This window comes from Bradyrhizobium sp., assembly GCF_047605465.1.
GTDB lineage: Bacteria > Pseudomonadota > Alphaproteobacteria > Rhizobiales > Xanthobacteraceae > Bradyrhizobium.
In genome coordinates, this window is the sequence record NZ_JASGFS010000035.1 from 38,980 (window position 1) to 55,147 (window position 16,168).

13 protein-coding genes are annotated in these 16,168 nt (G+C 65.2%); 10 read left to right on the forward strand and 3 right to left on the reverse strand.

From position 1 onward, the window contains the following. Positions 1 to 5 precede the first annotated feature (5 nt). From QM712_RS23140 to QM712_RS23180, 9 genes are all read left to right on the forward strand, one after another. Positions 6 to 2,189: a molybdopterin cofactor-binding domain-containing protein gene (locus QM712_RS23140; RefSeq protein ID WP_415025457.1), complete on the forward strand. Its 2,184-nt coding sequence runs from the start codon at positions 6 to 8 to the stop codon at positions 2,187 to 2,189. A gap of 42 nt (positions 2,190 to 2,231) precedes the next feature. Then, positions 2,232 to 3,515 (forward strand): FCSD flavin-binding domain-containing protein, encoded by a 1,284-nt coding sequence (locus QM712_RS23145; protein ID WP_415025458.1) that lies wholly within the window; start codon positions 2,232 to 2,234, stop codon positions 3,513 to 3,515. Beyond that, positions 3,508 to 3,954, forward strand: coding sequence for a sulfur oxidation c-type cytochrome SoxX (gene soxX / locus QM712_RS23150; RefSeq protein ID WP_415025459.1), 447 nt, complete (start codon positions 3,508 to 3,510; stop codon positions 3,952 to 3,954). Before QM712_RS23145 ends, soxX begins: the two co-directional genes overlap by 8 nt. 7 nt (positions 3,955 to 3,961) lie before the next feature. Beyond that, on the forward strand, positions 3,962 to 4,429 hold the full coding sequence (locus QM712_RS23155) for a SoxY-related AACIE arm protein (protein WP_415025460.1): 468 nt from the start codon (positions 3,962 to 3,964) through the stop codon (positions 4,427 to 4,429). After that, positions 4,429 to 4,746 carry a thiosulfate oxidation carrier complex protein SoxZ gene (soxZ, locus tag QM712_RS23160; RefSeq protein ID WP_415025461.1) on the forward strand — a complete coding sequence of 106 codons (318 nt, stop codon included), beginning with the start codon at positions 4,429 to 4,431 and terminating at the stop codon, positions 4,744 to 4,746. The genes QM712_RS23155 and soxZ overlap by 1 nt, the downstream gene beginning before the upstream one ends. After that, positions 4,743 to 5,522 (forward strand): sulfur oxidation c-type cytochrome SoxA, encoded by a 780-nt coding sequence (gene soxA, locus QM712_RS23165; RefSeq protein WP_415025462.1) that lies wholly within the window; start codon positions 4,743 to 4,745, stop codon positions 5,520 to 5,522. Before soxZ ends, soxA begins: the two co-directional genes overlap by 4 nt. A gap of 78 nt (positions 5,523 to 5,600) precedes the next feature. Continuing rightward, the gene (locus QM712_RS23170) at positions 5,601 to 6,923 is read left to right on the forward strand and encodes an ABC transporter substrate-binding protein (protein ID WP_415025463.1); all 1,323 of its coding nucleotides are present in this window, start codon (positions 5,601 to 5,603) and stop codon (positions 6,921 to 6,923) included. After that, positions 6,920 to 7,858, forward strand: a complete 939-nt coding sequence (locus QM712_RS23175; RefSeq protein WP_415025464.1) for a carbohydrate ABC transporter permease — start codon at positions 6,920 to 6,922, stop codon at positions 7,856 to 7,858. Before QM712_RS23170 ends, QM712_RS23175 begins: the two co-directional genes overlap by 4 nt. Continuing rightward, a complete protein-coding gene (locus tag QM712_RS23180) occupies positions 7,855 to 8,679 on the forward strand; it encodes a carbohydrate ABC transporter permease (RefSeq protein ID WP_415025465.1) in 825 nt (274 codons plus the stop codon). The genes QM712_RS23175 and QM712_RS23180 overlap by 4 nt, the downstream gene beginning before the upstream one ends. On the opposite strand, the gene QM712_RS23185 is transcribed toward QM712_RS23180, so the two are convergent. The 3 genes from QM712_RS23185 to QM712_RS23195 all read right to left on the reverse strand — a co-directional run bounded on the left by QM712_RS23185 (position 8,680) and on the right by QM712_RS23195 (position 12,329). Continuing rightward, the gene (locus QM712_RS23185; RefSeq protein ID WP_415025466.1) at positions 8,680 to 10,347 is read right to left on the reverse strand and encodes a regulator; all 1,668 of its coding nucleotides are present in this window, start codon (positions 10,345 to 10,347) and stop codon (positions 8,680 to 8,682) included. It abuts the gene before it with no gap. Positions 10,348 to 10,351: 4 nt separating this feature from the next. Then, on the reverse strand, positions 10,352 to 11,056 hold the full coding sequence (locus tag QM712_RS23190; protein ID WP_415025467.1) for a cysteine hydrolase family protein: 705 nt from the start codon (positions 11,054 to 11,056) through the stop codon (positions 10,352 to 10,354). A 319-nt stretch (positions 11,057 to 11,375) separates the two neighbouring features. Next, the gene (locus QM712_RS23195; protein WP_415025468.1) at positions 11,376 to 12,329 is read right to left on the reverse strand and encodes a hypothetical protein; all 954 of its coding nucleotides are present in this window, start codon (positions 12,327 to 12,329) and stop codon (positions 11,376 to 11,378) included. Positions 12,330 to 12,493: 164 nt separating this feature from the next. Between QM712_RS23195 and QM712_RS23200 the strand changes: the two genes are divergently transcribed. Beyond that, a complete protein-coding gene (locus QM712_RS23200) occupies positions 12,494 to 15,970 on the forward strand; it encodes an indolepyruvate ferredoxin oxidoreductase family protein (RefSeq protein ID WP_415025469.1) in 3,477 nt (1,158 codons plus the stop codon). The last annotated feature ends 198 nt before the right edge of the window (positions 15,971 to 16,168 follow it).

The window sequence follows — 16,168 nt, forward strand, 5'->3', positions numbered from 1 at the left end:
TGACCATGAACAAGCATGTCTCGCCCCAGATGAATCGCCGCGCCTTCGTCATCGGCACCGCGGCTGCCGGCGCCGGCCTCGCGCTCGGCCTCGACATTCCCTTCGGCGGCCCCGCCGTGGTCCGGGCGGCCGATGGTTCGCCCGAGATCAATGCATGGGTCGTGATCAAACCCGACGACACCGTCGTGATCCGCGTTGCCCGATCCGAGATGGGCCAGGGATCGCTGACGGGACTTGCCCAGCTCGTCGCCGAGGAACTCGAATGCGACTGGAGCAAGGTGACCACCGAATTCCCCTCGCCGGGACAGAACGTCGCCCGCAAGCGCGTGTGGGGCGACTACTCGACCGGCGGCAGCCGCGGCATCCGCACCTCGCACGACTACGTTCGCAAGGGCGGCGCCACCGCGCGCGTGATGCTGATCCAGGCCGCGGCCAACGAATGGAAGGTGCCGGCGGCCGAATGCACGGCCGCGAACAGCGTCATCACCCATGCCGCATCGGGCAGGACCACCACGTACGGGAAGGTCGCCGAGGCCGCCGCCAAGCTGACGCCGCCGGCCGACGTCAAGCTGAAGAATCCCAAGGACTGGAAACTGATCGGCAAGGGCGTCAAGCGGCTCGACACCCCGGACAAGGTCACCGGCACGACCGTCTACGGCATCGATGTCAAGCTGCCGGGCATGCTCAACGCCGCGATCAAGGACTGCCCGGTCACCGGCGGTACGCTGAAAAGCTTCGACGAGGCCAGGATCGTCGGCATGAAGGGCGTGAAAAAGGTCGTGAAGGTCGGCGACAGCGCGGTCGCGGTCGTGGCCGACACCTTCTGGCACGCCAAGAGCGCACTCGACGCGCTTCCGATCGTCTGGGACGAAGGCGAGAACGCGAAAGTCTCGAGCGGCTCGATCGCGAAATGGCTCTCGGAAGGCCTCAACAGCGGTCCGGCCTATGTCGGCAATTCCAACGGCGACGCGAAGGCTGCGCTTGCGGGCGCCGCGAAGACCGTGGAGGCCACCTACAATTATCCCTACCAGAACCACGCCACGCTGGAGCCGATGAACGCGACCGCGCTCTACACCGCCGACAAGTGCGAGGTCTGGTGCGGAACGCAGAATGGCGAGGCGGCACTCGCCGCCACGCTGGAGGCCTCCGAGCTTCCGGCCGACAAATGCGACGTCAACAAGCTGCTGCTCGGCGGCGGCTTCGGACGGCGCGGCCAGACCGACTATGTCCGCCAGGCCGTGCTGATCGCAAAGCAGATGCCGGGCACGCCGATCAAGCTGCTGTGGACGCGCGAAGAGGACATGACGCACGGCCGCTACCATCCGATCACGCAGTGCAGGCTGACCGCCAGCTTCGACGCCGACAACAATCTGACGGCGTTTCACATGCGGATCTCGGGCCAGTCGATCCTTGCCAGCCTCAGACCGGAAGCTCTCGTCAACGGCATGGATCAGGCGACCTTCGCCGGCCTCAACGCCAAGGGCGACGCTCCCTTTGGATATTCGGTGCCCAATCTGCTGATCGAGCACTCCATGCGCAATCCGCACATCATTCCGGGCTTCTGGCGCGGCGTGAACGTCAACCAGAACGCCATCTATGTCGAATGCTTCATGGATGAGCTTGCGCACGCCGCCAACGAGGATCCGCTGCAGTTCAGGCGCAAGCTGATGAAGGACCACCCGAAACATCTCGCGGTGCTCGAGGCCGTGGCCGACAAGATCGGCTGGGACAAGCCGCCGCCCCAGGGCATCTTCCGTGGACTCGCTCACTTCGCCTCCTACGGCAGCTACGTCGCCGCCGCGGCGGAAATCTCTGTCACCGACGGCACCAAGATCAAGGTGCATCGCATCGTGGCGGCGACCGATCCCGGCTATGCCGTCAATCCGGCGCAGATCGAGCGCCAGATCGCAGGCTCGTTCGTCTACGGGCTCAGCGGGCTGTTCTATGGCGGATGTACGGTGAAGGACGGCGCGATCGAGCAGACCAACTTCGACACCTACGACTCGATGCGCATGGCGGCGATGCCGAAGGTCGATTCGATCGTGATGCCGAGCGGAGGCTTCTGGGGCGGTGTCGGCGAGCCGACGATCGGCGTTGCAGGCCCCGCGGTGCTCAACGCTTATTTCGCCGCGACGGGCAAGCGTATCCGGTCGGTGCCGCTCCGTGACCAGAACATCACCCTCGCCTGACAGCCGGGTTGCGGCGGTCCCGGCCGCCGCAGCCCGGTCCGGATGACGCGCATGACGACGCGACGGATGACACGGCGGAACGCCGTCCTCGGCATCGCCGCGGCGGCCACGGCGCTCGCGCGACCTTCGCTGACGCGCGCACAATCCGCGGCTCGCGTCGTCGTGGTCGGCGGCGGCTTCGGCGGGGCCGCCTGTGCTCGTGCGCTGACGCGCGCACACCCGGCGTTGCAGGTCGTTCTGGTCGAACCGAACAAGGTCTTCACCGCGTGCCCGTTCAGCAACGAGGTGATCGCGGGTCTGCGCGACATCGAGGCGCAGCAATTCGGCTACGACAGGCTCGCCTCCGATGGCATCACCATCGTCGATCGCGCCGCGACCGAAATCGACATCCAGCAACGCGAGGTGACTACGTCCGACGGCACGACGCTGACCTATGACCGCCTCGTGCTTTCGCCCGGCATCGACTTTCACGTCGAAGGGCTGCCCGGCTACGACGATGCCGCTTCGGAATTGATGCCGCACGCCTGGAAGGCCGGCGCCCAGACGCTGCTGCTCCGCAGGCAGTTGGAGGCGATGAAGGATGGCGGCCTCGTCGCGATCGCGATCCCGGCCAATCCATCCCGTTGTCCGCCCGCGCCCTACGAACGCGCCAGCCTGATCGCGCACTACCTGAAGAACAGGAAGCCGCGCTCAAAAGTCCTGATCCTGGACGCAAAGGACAATTTCACGCAGCAGCGGCTGTTCGAGAAGGCATGGCAGGAACTCTACGGCAACATGATCGAGCGCGTGGCGCTGTCCCAAGGCGGTCGCGTGACGTCGGTCGATCCCTCCGCCAGGACCATCGTGACCGAGTTCGGCAACTACACGCCTGATGTCGCCAATGTCATTCCACCGCAGCGCGCTGGACGCATTGCAGAGATCGCCGGTGCCGCGGATACGACCGGCTGGTGTCCGATCGATCCCGGCACGTTCCAGTCGAAGCTCGTTCCGAACGTGCACGTCATCGGCGACGCCTGCCTCGGCGGCGGCATTCCCAAATCGGCATCGGCCGCGAGTGCACAGGGCAAGGCCTGCGCTGCCGCGATCATCGACCTGCTCGCCGGCCGTCCGCCGGAGGTGCCGCGCCTGACCGGCGTCTGCTACAATACCGTAGCGCCCGGCTACGGCTTTTCCCTTGCCGGCAACTACCAGCCCAAGGGCGACATCTTTGCCGAGGTCGAGGGCGGCATGACGAGCCCGGTCGACGCGCCACGCGAGCTTCGCGCGCGTGAGGCGGTCGAGGCGGAGCGGTGGTTTCACAGCATCACGGCGGACAGCTTTGGCTAGATCACCCATCCATATCGCAGCGCTGGTCGCCGCCACTCTCGTCTGCGCTGCGCATGCGGATGAGCTTGTCTCCTACAGGATCGTCGGCGACGGCATTCCGGAGTCGCTCACGGGCTCGCCCGGAGATGCCGCGCGTGGCCGCGCGCTGGTACTGGCGCGCACCACGACCTGCATCCTCTGCCATTCCGGACCATTTCCTGAGACCCGTTTCCAGGGCGACCTCGCACCCGATCTCGCGGGCGCGGGGAACCGCTGGACGGTCAGCCAGTTGCGGCTACGTCTGGTCGACGCGTCGCATTTCAACGCGCAGACCATCATGCCGTCTTACTACCGCATCGAAGGGCTCGTGCGCGTCGGGCGCAATGTCGCCGGCAAGCCGATCCTGTCGGCACCCGAGATCGAGGACATCGTGGCCTATCTTGCAACACTTCGGAACTAGGACGTCCATGCCAGCCACGCGACGACAATTCCTGAGTCTGGCCGGAGGCATCGCAGCCGCCGGGACGGTCCCGATCGTCACGTTGCGACCGCTCGAGGCGACACCCGCCATGCTCAACAGCGCGATCCGCAACGTCGTCGGCGAAGCCGCGATCCGCACCGGCAAGGTCAAGCTCGACATTCCGCCCCTGGTCGAGAACGGCAACACCGTGCCGATGACGGTCAGCGTTGCCAGTCCGATGACACCCGACGATTACGTCAAGAGCATCCACGTCTTCAACGAGAAGAATCCGCAGCCGAACATCGGCAATTTCCATCTCGGCGCCTCCTCCGGCCGCGCCCAGGTCTCGACCCGGATCCGGCTCGCCGATACCCAGAAGGTCGTGGCGATTGCGCGCCTCTCCGACGATACGTTCTGGCAGGTTGCCGTCGACGTCGTCGTGACGCTGGCCGCCTGTACCGAGGAGGTGAACTGATGGCCGCCCTCATCAACGTTCCGGCGAAAGCCAGGCGCGGCGACGTCATCGAGATCCGCACCTTGACCTCGCACATCATGGAAACCGGATTTCGTCGTACCGCCGACGGCGCGCTCGTGCCGCGCGACATCATCACGAATTTCACCTGCCGCTACAACGGCGCCGAGATCTTTCGCGCGGAGCTTTTCCCCGCGATCGCGGCCAATCCTTATTTGTCCTTTTTCACGATCGCCAAGGAGAGCGGCAAGTTCGAGTTCGAATGGGTCGGCGACAACGGCTATTCGTCGACGGCGTCGGCGTCGATCACGGTCGAATGAACCGCTGGCGCGCGATCGCGGTCACGGCGCTGTTCGCCACGGCTCCCGCCTTGAGCGCCGGAGACATACAGCCGGATGCGCGCCGCTCGGGCTATTCGTTCATGGGGCCACAGACGCGGGCCATGCAGGATGACGACACGTCCAATCCGGGCATGCTGTTCGTGCTCGACGGCGAAGCGCTCTGGATAACGAAGACCGGGAGTGCGGCGAAAGCCTGCGCGGATTGCCACGGCGATGCGCGAACCAGCATGAAGGGCGTCGCGGCGCGCTACCCGGCGTTCGACAAGACGCAAGCGCGTCCCGTTACGCTCGACCAGCGCATCAATCTCTGCCGGGTCCGCCATCAGGAGGCCTCACCGATGCCCTATGAAAGCCATGACCTGCTGGCGCTTTCCGCCTATGTCGGCCATCAGTCGCGCGGCGTCCCGATCACGGCGGGCGATGATCCGCAGCTGAGGCCCTTCGTCGAACAGGGCCACGCGCTGTTCATGCAACGCGAGGGACAGCTCAACCTCGCCTGCACCAACTGCCACGACGATCAGTACGACAAGCGCCTCGCGGGCTCGCCGATCACGCAGGGGCAGCCGACCGGCTATCCGCTCTATCGGCTGGAATGGCAGACGCTGGGATCGCTGGAGCGCCGGCTGCGCAGCTGCATGACCGGCGTTCGCGCTCAGGCCTTCGACTACGGTGCGCCGGAGCTGGTTGCTCTCGAGCTCTATCTGATGTCGCGGGCGCGCGGCCTGACTGTGGAGACGCCCGCGGTGCGACCCTAATTCCGCAGATTGGGGCTAGGCAGGCGCGGCACGGCCGCTAGTATCCTCTCCAAAACGAGTCAAAGGGAGGAACTTGAGGTGGTCAACCACAAAATCTCGCGTCGCACGCTTCTGACCGGCACGGCCGCGGCTGGCGCGCTCAGCCTGACCGGAATGCCGGCGCGCGCCGAGGTCAACTGGAAGAAATACGCCGGGACCAAGCTTGAGGTGATCCTCGCCAAGGGCCCACGCGGTGACAACCTGCAGAAATACGTCAAGGAGTTCACCGACCTCACCGGCATCCAGGTCGAATCCGAACAGATCCCCGAGCAGCAGCAGCGGCAGAAGGTGGTGATCGAACTGACCTCGGGCCGGCCGAGCTTCGACGTCGTCCATCTCAGCTATCACGTGCAGAAGCGGCAGTTCGAGAAGGCCGGCTGGCTCGCCGACATGACGCCGTACCTGAAGGACCCGACGCTGACCGCGCCCGATCTCGTCGAGAGCGACTTCTCGGCCGCCGGCCTGCAATACGCCAGGAACGACAAGGGCCAGATGCTCTCGCTGCCCTGGTCGGTCGACTACTTCATCCTCTACTACAACAAGGAGCTGTTCGAGAAGAAGGGCGTCGCGGTCCCGAAGACACTCGACGAAATGGCGGCCGCCGCCGAGAAGCTCACCGATCCCAAGGAAGGGACCTACGGCTTCGTCGGGCGCGGCCTGCGCAATGCCAACATGGCGATGTGGAGCAACTTCTTCCTCAACTATGGCGGCGAATTCCTCGACGCCAAGGGCAACATCCTGACCGATGGTCCGGAGGCCATTGCCGCGACCAAGCTGTACCAGACCCTCCTGACGAAGTCGGCACCACCCGGCGTCGCCGGCTTCAACTGGATGGAGTCGATGGCCTCGTTCACGCAGGGCCGATCCGCGATGTGGATCGACGGCGTCGGCTGGGCGCCGCCGCTGGAAGATCCGGCCGCCTCGCGCGTCGTCGGCAAAGTCGGCTACACCGTCGTACCCGCCGGCCCCAAGGGGCAATATTCGTCGACCTATGGCGACGGCATCGGCATCGCTGCGGCCAGCAAGAACAAGGAGGCCGCCTACCTCCTCTGCCAATGGGTCGTCTCCAAGACGCAGGGCGCGCGGCTGCTGCAGGCCGGCGGCGGCGTGCCGTTCCGCAACTCGATCCTGAACGATGCCGAAGTCCAGAAGGGCGTGAAGACCAAGGAGTGGCTGCAGTCCGTGATCGATTGCGGCAAGATCAGCAAGCTCGGCCTGCCCGTCGTGATCCCGGTCGCCGAATTCCGCGACATCGTCGGCGCGGCGCTCACCGCAACGCTGTCGGGCGCCGATCCCGCCGCCGAACTCAAGAAGGCGAACGACCAGTACCGTCCGATTCTGGAGCGTAGCGAGAAGGCGTGAGCGCGTTGATACAATCGTCTCCGGCCGCGGCACGGTCCGACGCCGCGCCGGAGAAGGAGCTGCGGCCGCCGTCCTACTGGCCGTTCGTGGTGCCGGCGCTCGTGGTCGTGCTCGCCATCATCATCTTCCCGTGGGTCTTCACCATCTGGATGAGCCTGAACGAGTGGAAGGTCGGTTCGTCGACCACCTTCGTCGGGTTTTCCAACTATCTGCGGCTGACGAGCGATCCCCGTTTCATCGAAGCGGTCGGCCACACCATGCTCTACACGATATTGTCGGTGCTGCTGCCGCTGGTGCTCGGCACGCTGGCGGCCGTGGTGTTTCACCAGAAGTTCGCCGGCCGCGGCTTCCTGCGCGGCATCTTCATCATGCCGATGATGGCGACTCCCGTCGCGATCGCGCTGGTCTGGACCATGATGTTCCATCCGCAACTCGGCGTGCTCAACTATCTGCTGTCGCTGGTCGGGATCCCGCCGCAGCTCTGGGTCTTTCATCCCGCAACCGTCATCCCCTCGCTGGTGCTGGTCGAGACCTGGCAATGGACGCCGCTCGTCATGCTGATCGTGCTCGGCGGCCTCGCTGCGATCCCGGCCGAGCCCTATGAGAGCGCACAGATCGACGGTGCGAGCCTTTGGCAGGTCTTCCGCTTCATCACGCTGCCGCTGATCATGCCTTTCCTGTTCATCGCCGGCATGATCCGCATGATCGACGCCGTGAAGAGCTTCGACATCATCTTCGCGATCACGCAGGGCGGCCCGGGCTCGGCATCGGAGACGATCAACATCTATCTCTACAGCGTCGCGTTCACCTATTACGATCTCGGCTACGGATCGGCGATCGCCGTGGTGTTCTTCCTGCTGATCGTCGCGCTCGCGGCCGTCATGCTCTACATGCGTCAGCGGATGCTGTGGACCGAGATCGCGAGCCAGGCATGAACCCGCGTCAGATCATCGGCAGGATCGGACTCTGGCTCGCCGTGTTCGTCATGGTGTCGCCGGCGATCCTGTTTTTCCTCTGGATGCTCTCGCTCTCGCTCAAGTTCGAGGTCGACAACGCCGCCTACCCGCCCGTGTTCATTCCCGAACATTTCGCCTGGAAGAACTACGCCGACGTGGTCGCTTCCAACCGCTTCCTGACCTATTTCACCAACAGCCTGATCGTGACCGGCAGCGCGACCGCGCTCGCGCTGCTTGTCGGCGTCCCCGCCGGCTACGGCATCGCGCGCATGGCCGCGCACAAATCCGCGATCGTGATCCTGATCGCCCGTATCACGCCCGGCCTGTCCTACCTGATCCCGCTGTTCCTCCTGTTCCAGTGGCTGGGACTGCTCGGGACGCTGGTGCCGCAGATCATCATCCATCTGGTGGTGACGGTGCCGATCGTGATCTGGATCATGATCGGCTATTTCGAGACGACGCCGATGGAGCTGGAGGAAGCCGCCCTCATCGACGGCGCCACGCGCTGGCAGGTGTTCCGCCACGTCGCGCTGCCGATCGCCCGGCCGGGCATCGCAGTCGCCTTCATCCTCGCGGTGATCTTCTCCTGGAACAACTTCGTCTTCGGCATCGTGCTGGCGGGACGCGAAACGCGCACGCTGCCGGTTGCCGTCTACAACATGATCTCGTTCGACCAGTTGAGCTGGGGACCGCTCGCCGCGGCCGCACTGATCGTCACCGTGCCGGTGCTGCTGCTCACGGTGTTCGCCCAGCGACAGATCGTCGCCGGGCTCACCGCAGGGGCCGTCAAGGGCGGATAGCTATTCCGCCGGTGCGGCATGCATCTCCGGATGCGCCGCATAATGCTCGCTGACGCCGAGCTTGCCCGCCGCGAACAGTCCGGCGGCCATCACGGCATAGGCGAAAGCCACAGCCGGCGTGACGCCGAAGCCGCCGCCGATCCCGACGGCTTCGCCATGCATGAAGCCGAAATAGGTGAGCACGGCCCCGACCAGGGCGAAAGCCGATGCCTTCTCGAAGTCGCGCTCGATGATGAAGACGCCGATCGCGCCCAGGATGAGGCCGCCGAGGATGGAGCCGCCGCCCATCACCTCGAGCCCGTGATAGAACACCCCCTGTTGCGGCAAGGCTGCGATCGCCGCCGCCTTGACCGCATCGGCCTTGTCGGCCGCGAGCCCGCCGACGGTCGTCGCCGCATTCATGGTCGAGCCGAGCATCGTGTCGATCTGAAGCTTGGCCCAGGCTGCCAGATGCGGCGTCAGCGCCAGCACGATCGCGGGCGCGTGCTTGACCGGCGTGGTCTGGAACGCCTGCGCGCCGATCAGCATGCCGATGTAGAGCAGGATCGGCGAGATCGCGACCACCGGCACGAGCGCCAGCAGCACCGAGATGATGCCGAACCATGCCAGCACGACCACCATCAGGCCGGTCGCGGCAGAATAGCCGATGCGGCCGCCCATCGCCTTCCAGCCGGGATGACCGATATAGACGGCGTTGATGAAGGGATTGCCCATCAGGCAGCCGATCAGGCTGACGATGCCGTCCGCAGTGAGCACCCGCGTGGTCGGGTATTCGTCGCCGGCCGCTTCCGCGCTCTCGACATTGTCCATGGCCTCGACGAGGTCATAGATGCCGAAGGGAATGGCGGTGACCATGATGACGCCGAGGAATTCGAAACCGGAGAAGACGTAGCCGACCGCCGGAATCGGCACCGAGAAGCCGAAATTGGCAAAGGCATCACCGACGCCCTTCAGGCTCAGGCCGCCGAGACCGAGGCCGAAGAGGTTCGAGCCCCAGGCGATGATCATCCCCACCGCGATCGCGACGAGACCGGCGGGAATGCCGCGCGGATATCTCACGCCGCCGAACCAGCTCACCAGAATGATGGCGAAGCAGACCAGGCCGATCTGCGGCGTCATGTACATTTCGAGCGCGGGACGCATCGCGATGAAGGTGACGGAGACGCCGGCGAGCGTGCCGAGCAGCGCGGCGCGCGGGGTGATCTTGCGGATGAACGGCGCGATGAATCCGCCGATCATGAGAATGAAGCTCTGGAAGAACACCCAGACGAGGCCGGCCGACCAGCCCTTGAGCGGATCTCCGGTCCTGAGCGTGATCGGCAGCATGATCACGAAGGTGACGATGAACATGTGCGGCACGCTGACGCCGGACGGCAGCGCGCAGACGTCGCTGCGACCGGTCTTCTGCGCCAGACGATAGGCGAGGAACGCGTAGTAGAAGGTCGACAGGCACATCATCAGCCCGAGCGCGGGCAGGATGCGGCCGAACACCAGACTGTCCGGCATCTTCAGCACGAAGCGCAGCAGCCCCGTGAGCACCAGCATGTTGACGAGGATATTGGTACCGAAACCGAAGAACGCGTTCCAGTCGCCCGGCGTCCAGAGTACCGGCTTGAATTCGGACTTGTCGATGCCGGATTTGCCGACCGTTCCCGTCAAAGTGCTCATGGTACTACCCCTGTGTGGTCGAAACCTTCAACGCCTCCAGTACAGCGGCCGAGCTCGCGACCCAGCCGAAGATGCCGCCCTGGGCCTTGATCATCTTCAGGCCCATCTCGTGAAACTCGGGGAAGTAGGACGCGCAGCCGTCGGAGATGACGACGCAGCGATAGCCGCGATCGTTGGCCTCGCGCACCGTGGTGTTGACGCACACTTCCGTGGTGACGCCGCACACCAGCAGGTTTTCGATGCCGTATTTCTCCAGCACGTCGGTGAGCTCGGTGGCGTAGAACGCTCCCTTGCCGGGCTTGTCGATCACGACCTCGCTGTCGAGCGGATAGAGCTCGGGAATGATGTCGTGGCCGGCCTCGCCGCGGATCAGGATGCGCCCCATCGGGCCGGGATCGCCGATCCGCAAGGAGGGCGCGCCGCGCTCGACCTTGGCGAGTGGCGCATCGGACAGATCGGGCAGATGCCCTTCGCGGGTGTGGATGACCAGCATGCCGGTGTCACGCGCGGCTTTCAGCACCGCGCCGATCGGCTTCACGGCGCGCGCGAGCTGACCGACGTCATTGCCGAGCGTCTCGCCGAAGCCGCCGGGCTCCATGAAATCGCGCTGCATGTCGATGATGAGAAGCGCGGTGCTCGACCAGTCGAGCTTGATCGGCTCTGGCTCGGCGCCGATGACGCCCAGTGTCGGCTTGGTTGAGTTCAACATGACGCAGGCCCCGCGAGAATTCTCTTTGTCGGGAGTTCTGCAAGCGCCATGCCATTGTGTACAATTGCGGTGGGAGCTGAACCGCAAAGGAATTCGCTGCGTCGTCAGGGCTTTAGGAAAAAGTTGGGCGCCTGCTTATTCGCTGTGCGACGACTTTGCGACGTGCAGTTGCTCAAAGGATGAGCGGCCGGACTTCCTCTCCGCCGCCATTGCGAGGCGCGCGATAAAGTCGCGAGCCAGGACTCCATCGCGCGGTAATACGAGTGGAAATGGATTCCGGGGTGAACGCTTCACGTCGCCCCGGAATGACAGGCGAGACCTACCGTCCCGCCCCATACAGCTGACGATGCTCTTCCTCATAAGGCGCGTAGGAATCCTTCAGCGTCGCCATGTTGAGCAGCATGGTCGCAACGAGCGCGTTCGCCTTGTCGAACACGCGCGTCCTCGTCCACGCGCTCTCGGTGCGGCGGCTGCCGGAGAGCGCAACGACCTCGCGCTCGAGCTCGTACGCCTCGTCGACGAAGAGCGGCCCCTTCACGAGCCTGATCTCCTGGTCGGCGAACAGGCCGACCGCCGGTCCCCTGGCCGGCAGCGGATCGTCCTTGGAGCGGTACTGGAACAGCACGCTCAGCATCTCCATCGGGATGATGGCCTTTCCCCACGGATTGTCCGCGCCCGAATAATACGGCGAGTTCTCGGTGATGACGGCGAGCTTCTGCCGCAGCGAAAAGGGATAGAGGTCGCCCATGTTCTGGTCGAACGCCATCCGCGCCGACTGCCGCTTGCTCGTCTGCGCCACCTTCACATCATGCAGGATCACGGGATCGGCGAGCGGCTTGAGTTCGGCAAGGCGTGCCTCGAGCGCGGTCGCGGCAGACGGGTCTCCGACCGAGGCCGTACCGCGGAGCACTTCCGTGCCGTCGCGCTTGACCATCTGGATCTGGCATTGCCTGGTGCCGGGCAGCGGCTTCGACAGGACAGCCTGGACCTCCTCACCCTCGTAGCAGACGCTGCGGTAATGCGCGGACAGGCAGCCGGTCTCGAACCATGCCTGCCCCCAAAGCCGCGCACCGAGCGGCACGAACTGGCTGAAATGCGTCGGCCCCTCGATGGTGCCGCCCTTGAAACCGAGCTTCTGCGCGGTGGCATCGTCGTGGATCGAGCTGTGCGCGTCGTAGATCTGCGCCTGCAACATCTGACGTGGCCGGCGCCACGGCCCGATCAGGGCGTCGGCGGTTTCGGTGATCTCGGTATCGAACGCATTCGCAGTCATGGCTTCCTCCGTCACAAGCCATGACTAGCAGGAGCGCCACGGATGCGACCAGCCATATTGACTTCGGCCACCCATGCTCTTGACTGTCACAATCCGCTTCGCGCAGCCGCATTCCCTCCCGCAGCGCAAAATTCCACGCCGAGCAAAAGACGAGGACTTCCGAAATGACGCTGATGCAGGTCGAGCTGGATGACAAATACCAGCTCGAATCGAAGCGGATCTTCCTGTCCGGCACCCAGGCGCTGGTTCGGCTGCCCATGTTGCAGCGCGAACGCGACCGGCTCCAGGGGCTCAACACCGGCGGCTTCATCTCGGGCTATCGCGGTTCCCCGCTCGGCATGTACGACCACGCGCTCTGGCGCGCAAAGTCGCACCTCGCGCAGCACGACATCGCCTTCGTGCCCGGCCTGAACGAGGATTTGGCGGCGACGGCCGTCTGGGGCAGTCAGCAGGTCGGCCTGTTTCCCGGCGCCAAGGTCGATGGCGTCTTCGGCATCTGGTACGGCAAGGGCCCCGGTGTCGATCGCTCGGTCGATGCGCTCAAGCACGCCAACGCGGCCGGCACCTCGCGCCATGGCGGCGTGCTCGCGCTGGCCGGTGACGACCACGGCTGCCAGTCCTCCACCTTGGCGCACCAGAGTGAGCAGGTGTTCGCGGCCGCGCTGATCCCCGTGATCAATCCGGCGACGCTGCAGGACTATCTCGACCTCGGCCTCTACGGCTTCGCGCTGTCGCGTTTCTCCGGCTGCTGGGTCGGCTTCAAGGCCATCAGCGAGACCGTCGAGAGTTCGGCATCGATCTACAGCGATCCGGAGCGCATTCAGGTCAAGCTCCCGGATGATTTCGAGATGCCGCCGGGAGGCCTCAACATCCGCTGGCCCGATCCGCCGCTGGAAGCCGAGAGGCGCCTGTTCGGGCCGAAGATGGCCGCGGTGCAGGCCTTCGCCCGCGCCAACCAGCTCGATCGGATCGTGCTCGACTCCAAGCCGGCCCGGCTCGGCATCATCGCCACCGGCAAGGCCTATCTCGACCTGCGCCAGGCGCTTGCCGATCTCGGCATCAGCGACAAGGATGCGCAGGACCTGGGCTTGCGCATCTACAAGGTCGCGCTGACCTGGCCGCTCGAGGAAAGCGGCGCGCGCCGCTTCGCCGAAGGTCTTCAGGACGTTCTGGTGGTGGAGGAGAAGCGCGGCTTCATCGAAGACCAGCTGATGCGCATCCTCTACAACATCGATGCGTCGAAGCGGCCGACTGTCACCGGAAAGCGCGACGAGAGCGGCGCGCCGCTGCTGCCGAGCGAAGGCGAGTTGACCCCGACCCTCGTCGCGGCCGCGCTGGTCGCGCGGCTGCGCAAGCTCGGCCATCAGAGCCCCGTGCTGGAGCAGCGCCTCGCGCGCCTCGAAGCTTTCGAGCACCCCGTCGCCGCGAGTGCGCCGATCAAGCTCGCGCGCACGCCGTTCTTCTGCTCCGGCTGCCCGCACAATTCGTCGACACGCGTGCCCGAGGGAAGTCGCGCCATGGCCGGCATCGGCTGCCACGGCATGGCCCTGAGCATGCCGACGCGCCGCACCGACCTGATCTCGCACATGGGCGCCGAGGGCGTGAACTGGATCGGGCAATCGCCCTTCACCAGCGAGCAGCACATTTTCCAGAATCTCGGCGATGGCACCTACACGCATTCGGGGCTGCTGGCGCTCCGCGCCGCATCCGTCGCCGGCATCAACATCACCTACAAGATCCTCTACAACGACGCCGTCGCGATGACCGGCGGCCAGCCGGCCGAAGGCAGCTTCAACGTCGCCCAGATCGCGCATCAGGTCTGGGCCGAAGGCGTCAAGCGGCTCGCGATCGTGTCGGACGATCCGGGCAAGTACCCGGACGGCAACTACTTCCCGCAAGGCGCGACCATCCATCACCGCCGCGAGCTCGACGCCGTCCAGCGCGAATTGCGCGACATCAAGGGCCTGAGCGTCATCATCTACGACCAGACCTGCGCGGCGGAAAAGCGCCGCCGCCGCAAGCGCGGGCTCTATCCCGATCCGGCGAAGCGTGCCTTCATCAACGAGCTCGTCTGCGAGGGTTGCGGCGACTGCTCCCAAGCCTCCAACTGCGTCTCGGTGCAGCCGCTGGAGACCGAATTCGGCCGCAAGCGCCAGATCGACCAGTCGAACTGCAACAAGGACTTCTCCTGCGTCGAAGGCTTCTGCCCGAGCTTCGTCACCGTCCATGGCGGCTCGTTGAAGCGGATCAAGACCTCGGCGGTCGATTCCGGGCAGTTGTTCGCCGACCTGCCGCTGCCGCCCGCCCGTGAGCTCGACGCTCCCTACAACATCCTCGTCACCGGCATCGGCGGCACCGGCGTCATCACCATCGGCGCGTTGCTCGGCATGGCCGCCCATGTCGACGGCCGTGGCTGCTCGGCGCTGGACTTCACCGGGCTGTCGCAGAAGAACGGCGCGGTGATGAGCCATGTGCGCATCGCACCGAAGCCGGAGGACATCTCCGCCGTCCGCATCACCAATGGCGGCGCGGACGTCATCCTCGGCTGCGACATGATCGTCTCCGCCGGACCGACGGCGCTGATCCGCGCCGAGCGCGGCGTGACCAAGGCCTACATCAACGCCGACCTGCAGCCGACCGCGAGCTTCGTGCAGAATCCCGATCTCGATTTCGAGATGGGCGCGATGCAGACCGTGCTCCGCGACGCTATCGGCGAGAAGAACCTCGACATCATCGACGCCACCGGCATCGCCGCGGCGCTGATGGGCGACAGCATCGCGACCAATCCCTTCATGCTCGGCTTCGCCTTCCAGAAGGGTGCGATCCCGCTGTCGCTGGAGGCGCTGCTCCGCGCCATCGAGATCAACGGCGCCGCGATCGAGATGAACAAGCTCGCCTTCACCTGGGGCCGCCTCGCCGCCCACGACATGTCGCGGGTGCGCAGCGTGCTCCAGTTCAAGAGCCGGGCCGCGGCACCGACCAAGTCGCTCGACGACGTCATCGCGACCCGCGCCGAATTCCTGACCAGCTACCAGGACAAGGCCTATGCAGATCGCTATCTCGTCGCCGTCGCGAAGGTGCGGAAGGCAGAGGCGGCCGCCTCGCCCGCATCCACGGAGCTCACCGAAGCGGTTGCGAAGAACCTGTTCAAGCTGATGGCCTACAAGGACGAATACGAGGTCGCGCGGCTCTACACCGACGGCAGCTTCGCCAGGAAGGTCTCTGAGAAGTTCGACGGCGATTTCACGCTGAAGTATCACCTCGCTCCGCCGATCTTCGCCAAGCGCGACAAGACGACGGGACGGCTTCAGAAGCAGGAATTCGGCGGCTGGATGATCCACGCCTTCCGCGTTCTGAACAAACTGAAATTCCTGCGCGGCACCGCGTTCGATCCGTTCGGCCGTACCGAGGAGCGCAGGACCGAGCGCAGGCTGATCGAGGACTACATCGCGATGGTCGACCAGCGGAGCGCGGCCCTGAAGGCCGAACAGATCCCGCTGCTGACAAGGCTGGCGCGCGTGCCCGAGACCATCCGCGGCTTCGGCCACGTCAAGGAAGCCAACATCAAGCAGGCCGCCGCCGAGAAAGCGCGGCTGGAAGCCGAGTTGGAGAACAGCCGCTTCGCGGCAGCCGCGGAGTAGCGAGGAGAAGCCCACGCTCTCTCCTTCGTCATTGCGAGGAGCGAAGCGACGAAGCAATCCAGAGTCTTTCCGCGCAGACAGTCTGGATTGCCGCTACGCTCGCAATGACGGGATTGCAGGACGGCTGTGCCCCTGTTCAGCGTGATCGCTCGGCTTGACCGGGTGATCCAGTACGCCGCGACCGTTGTGGTTGAAGCG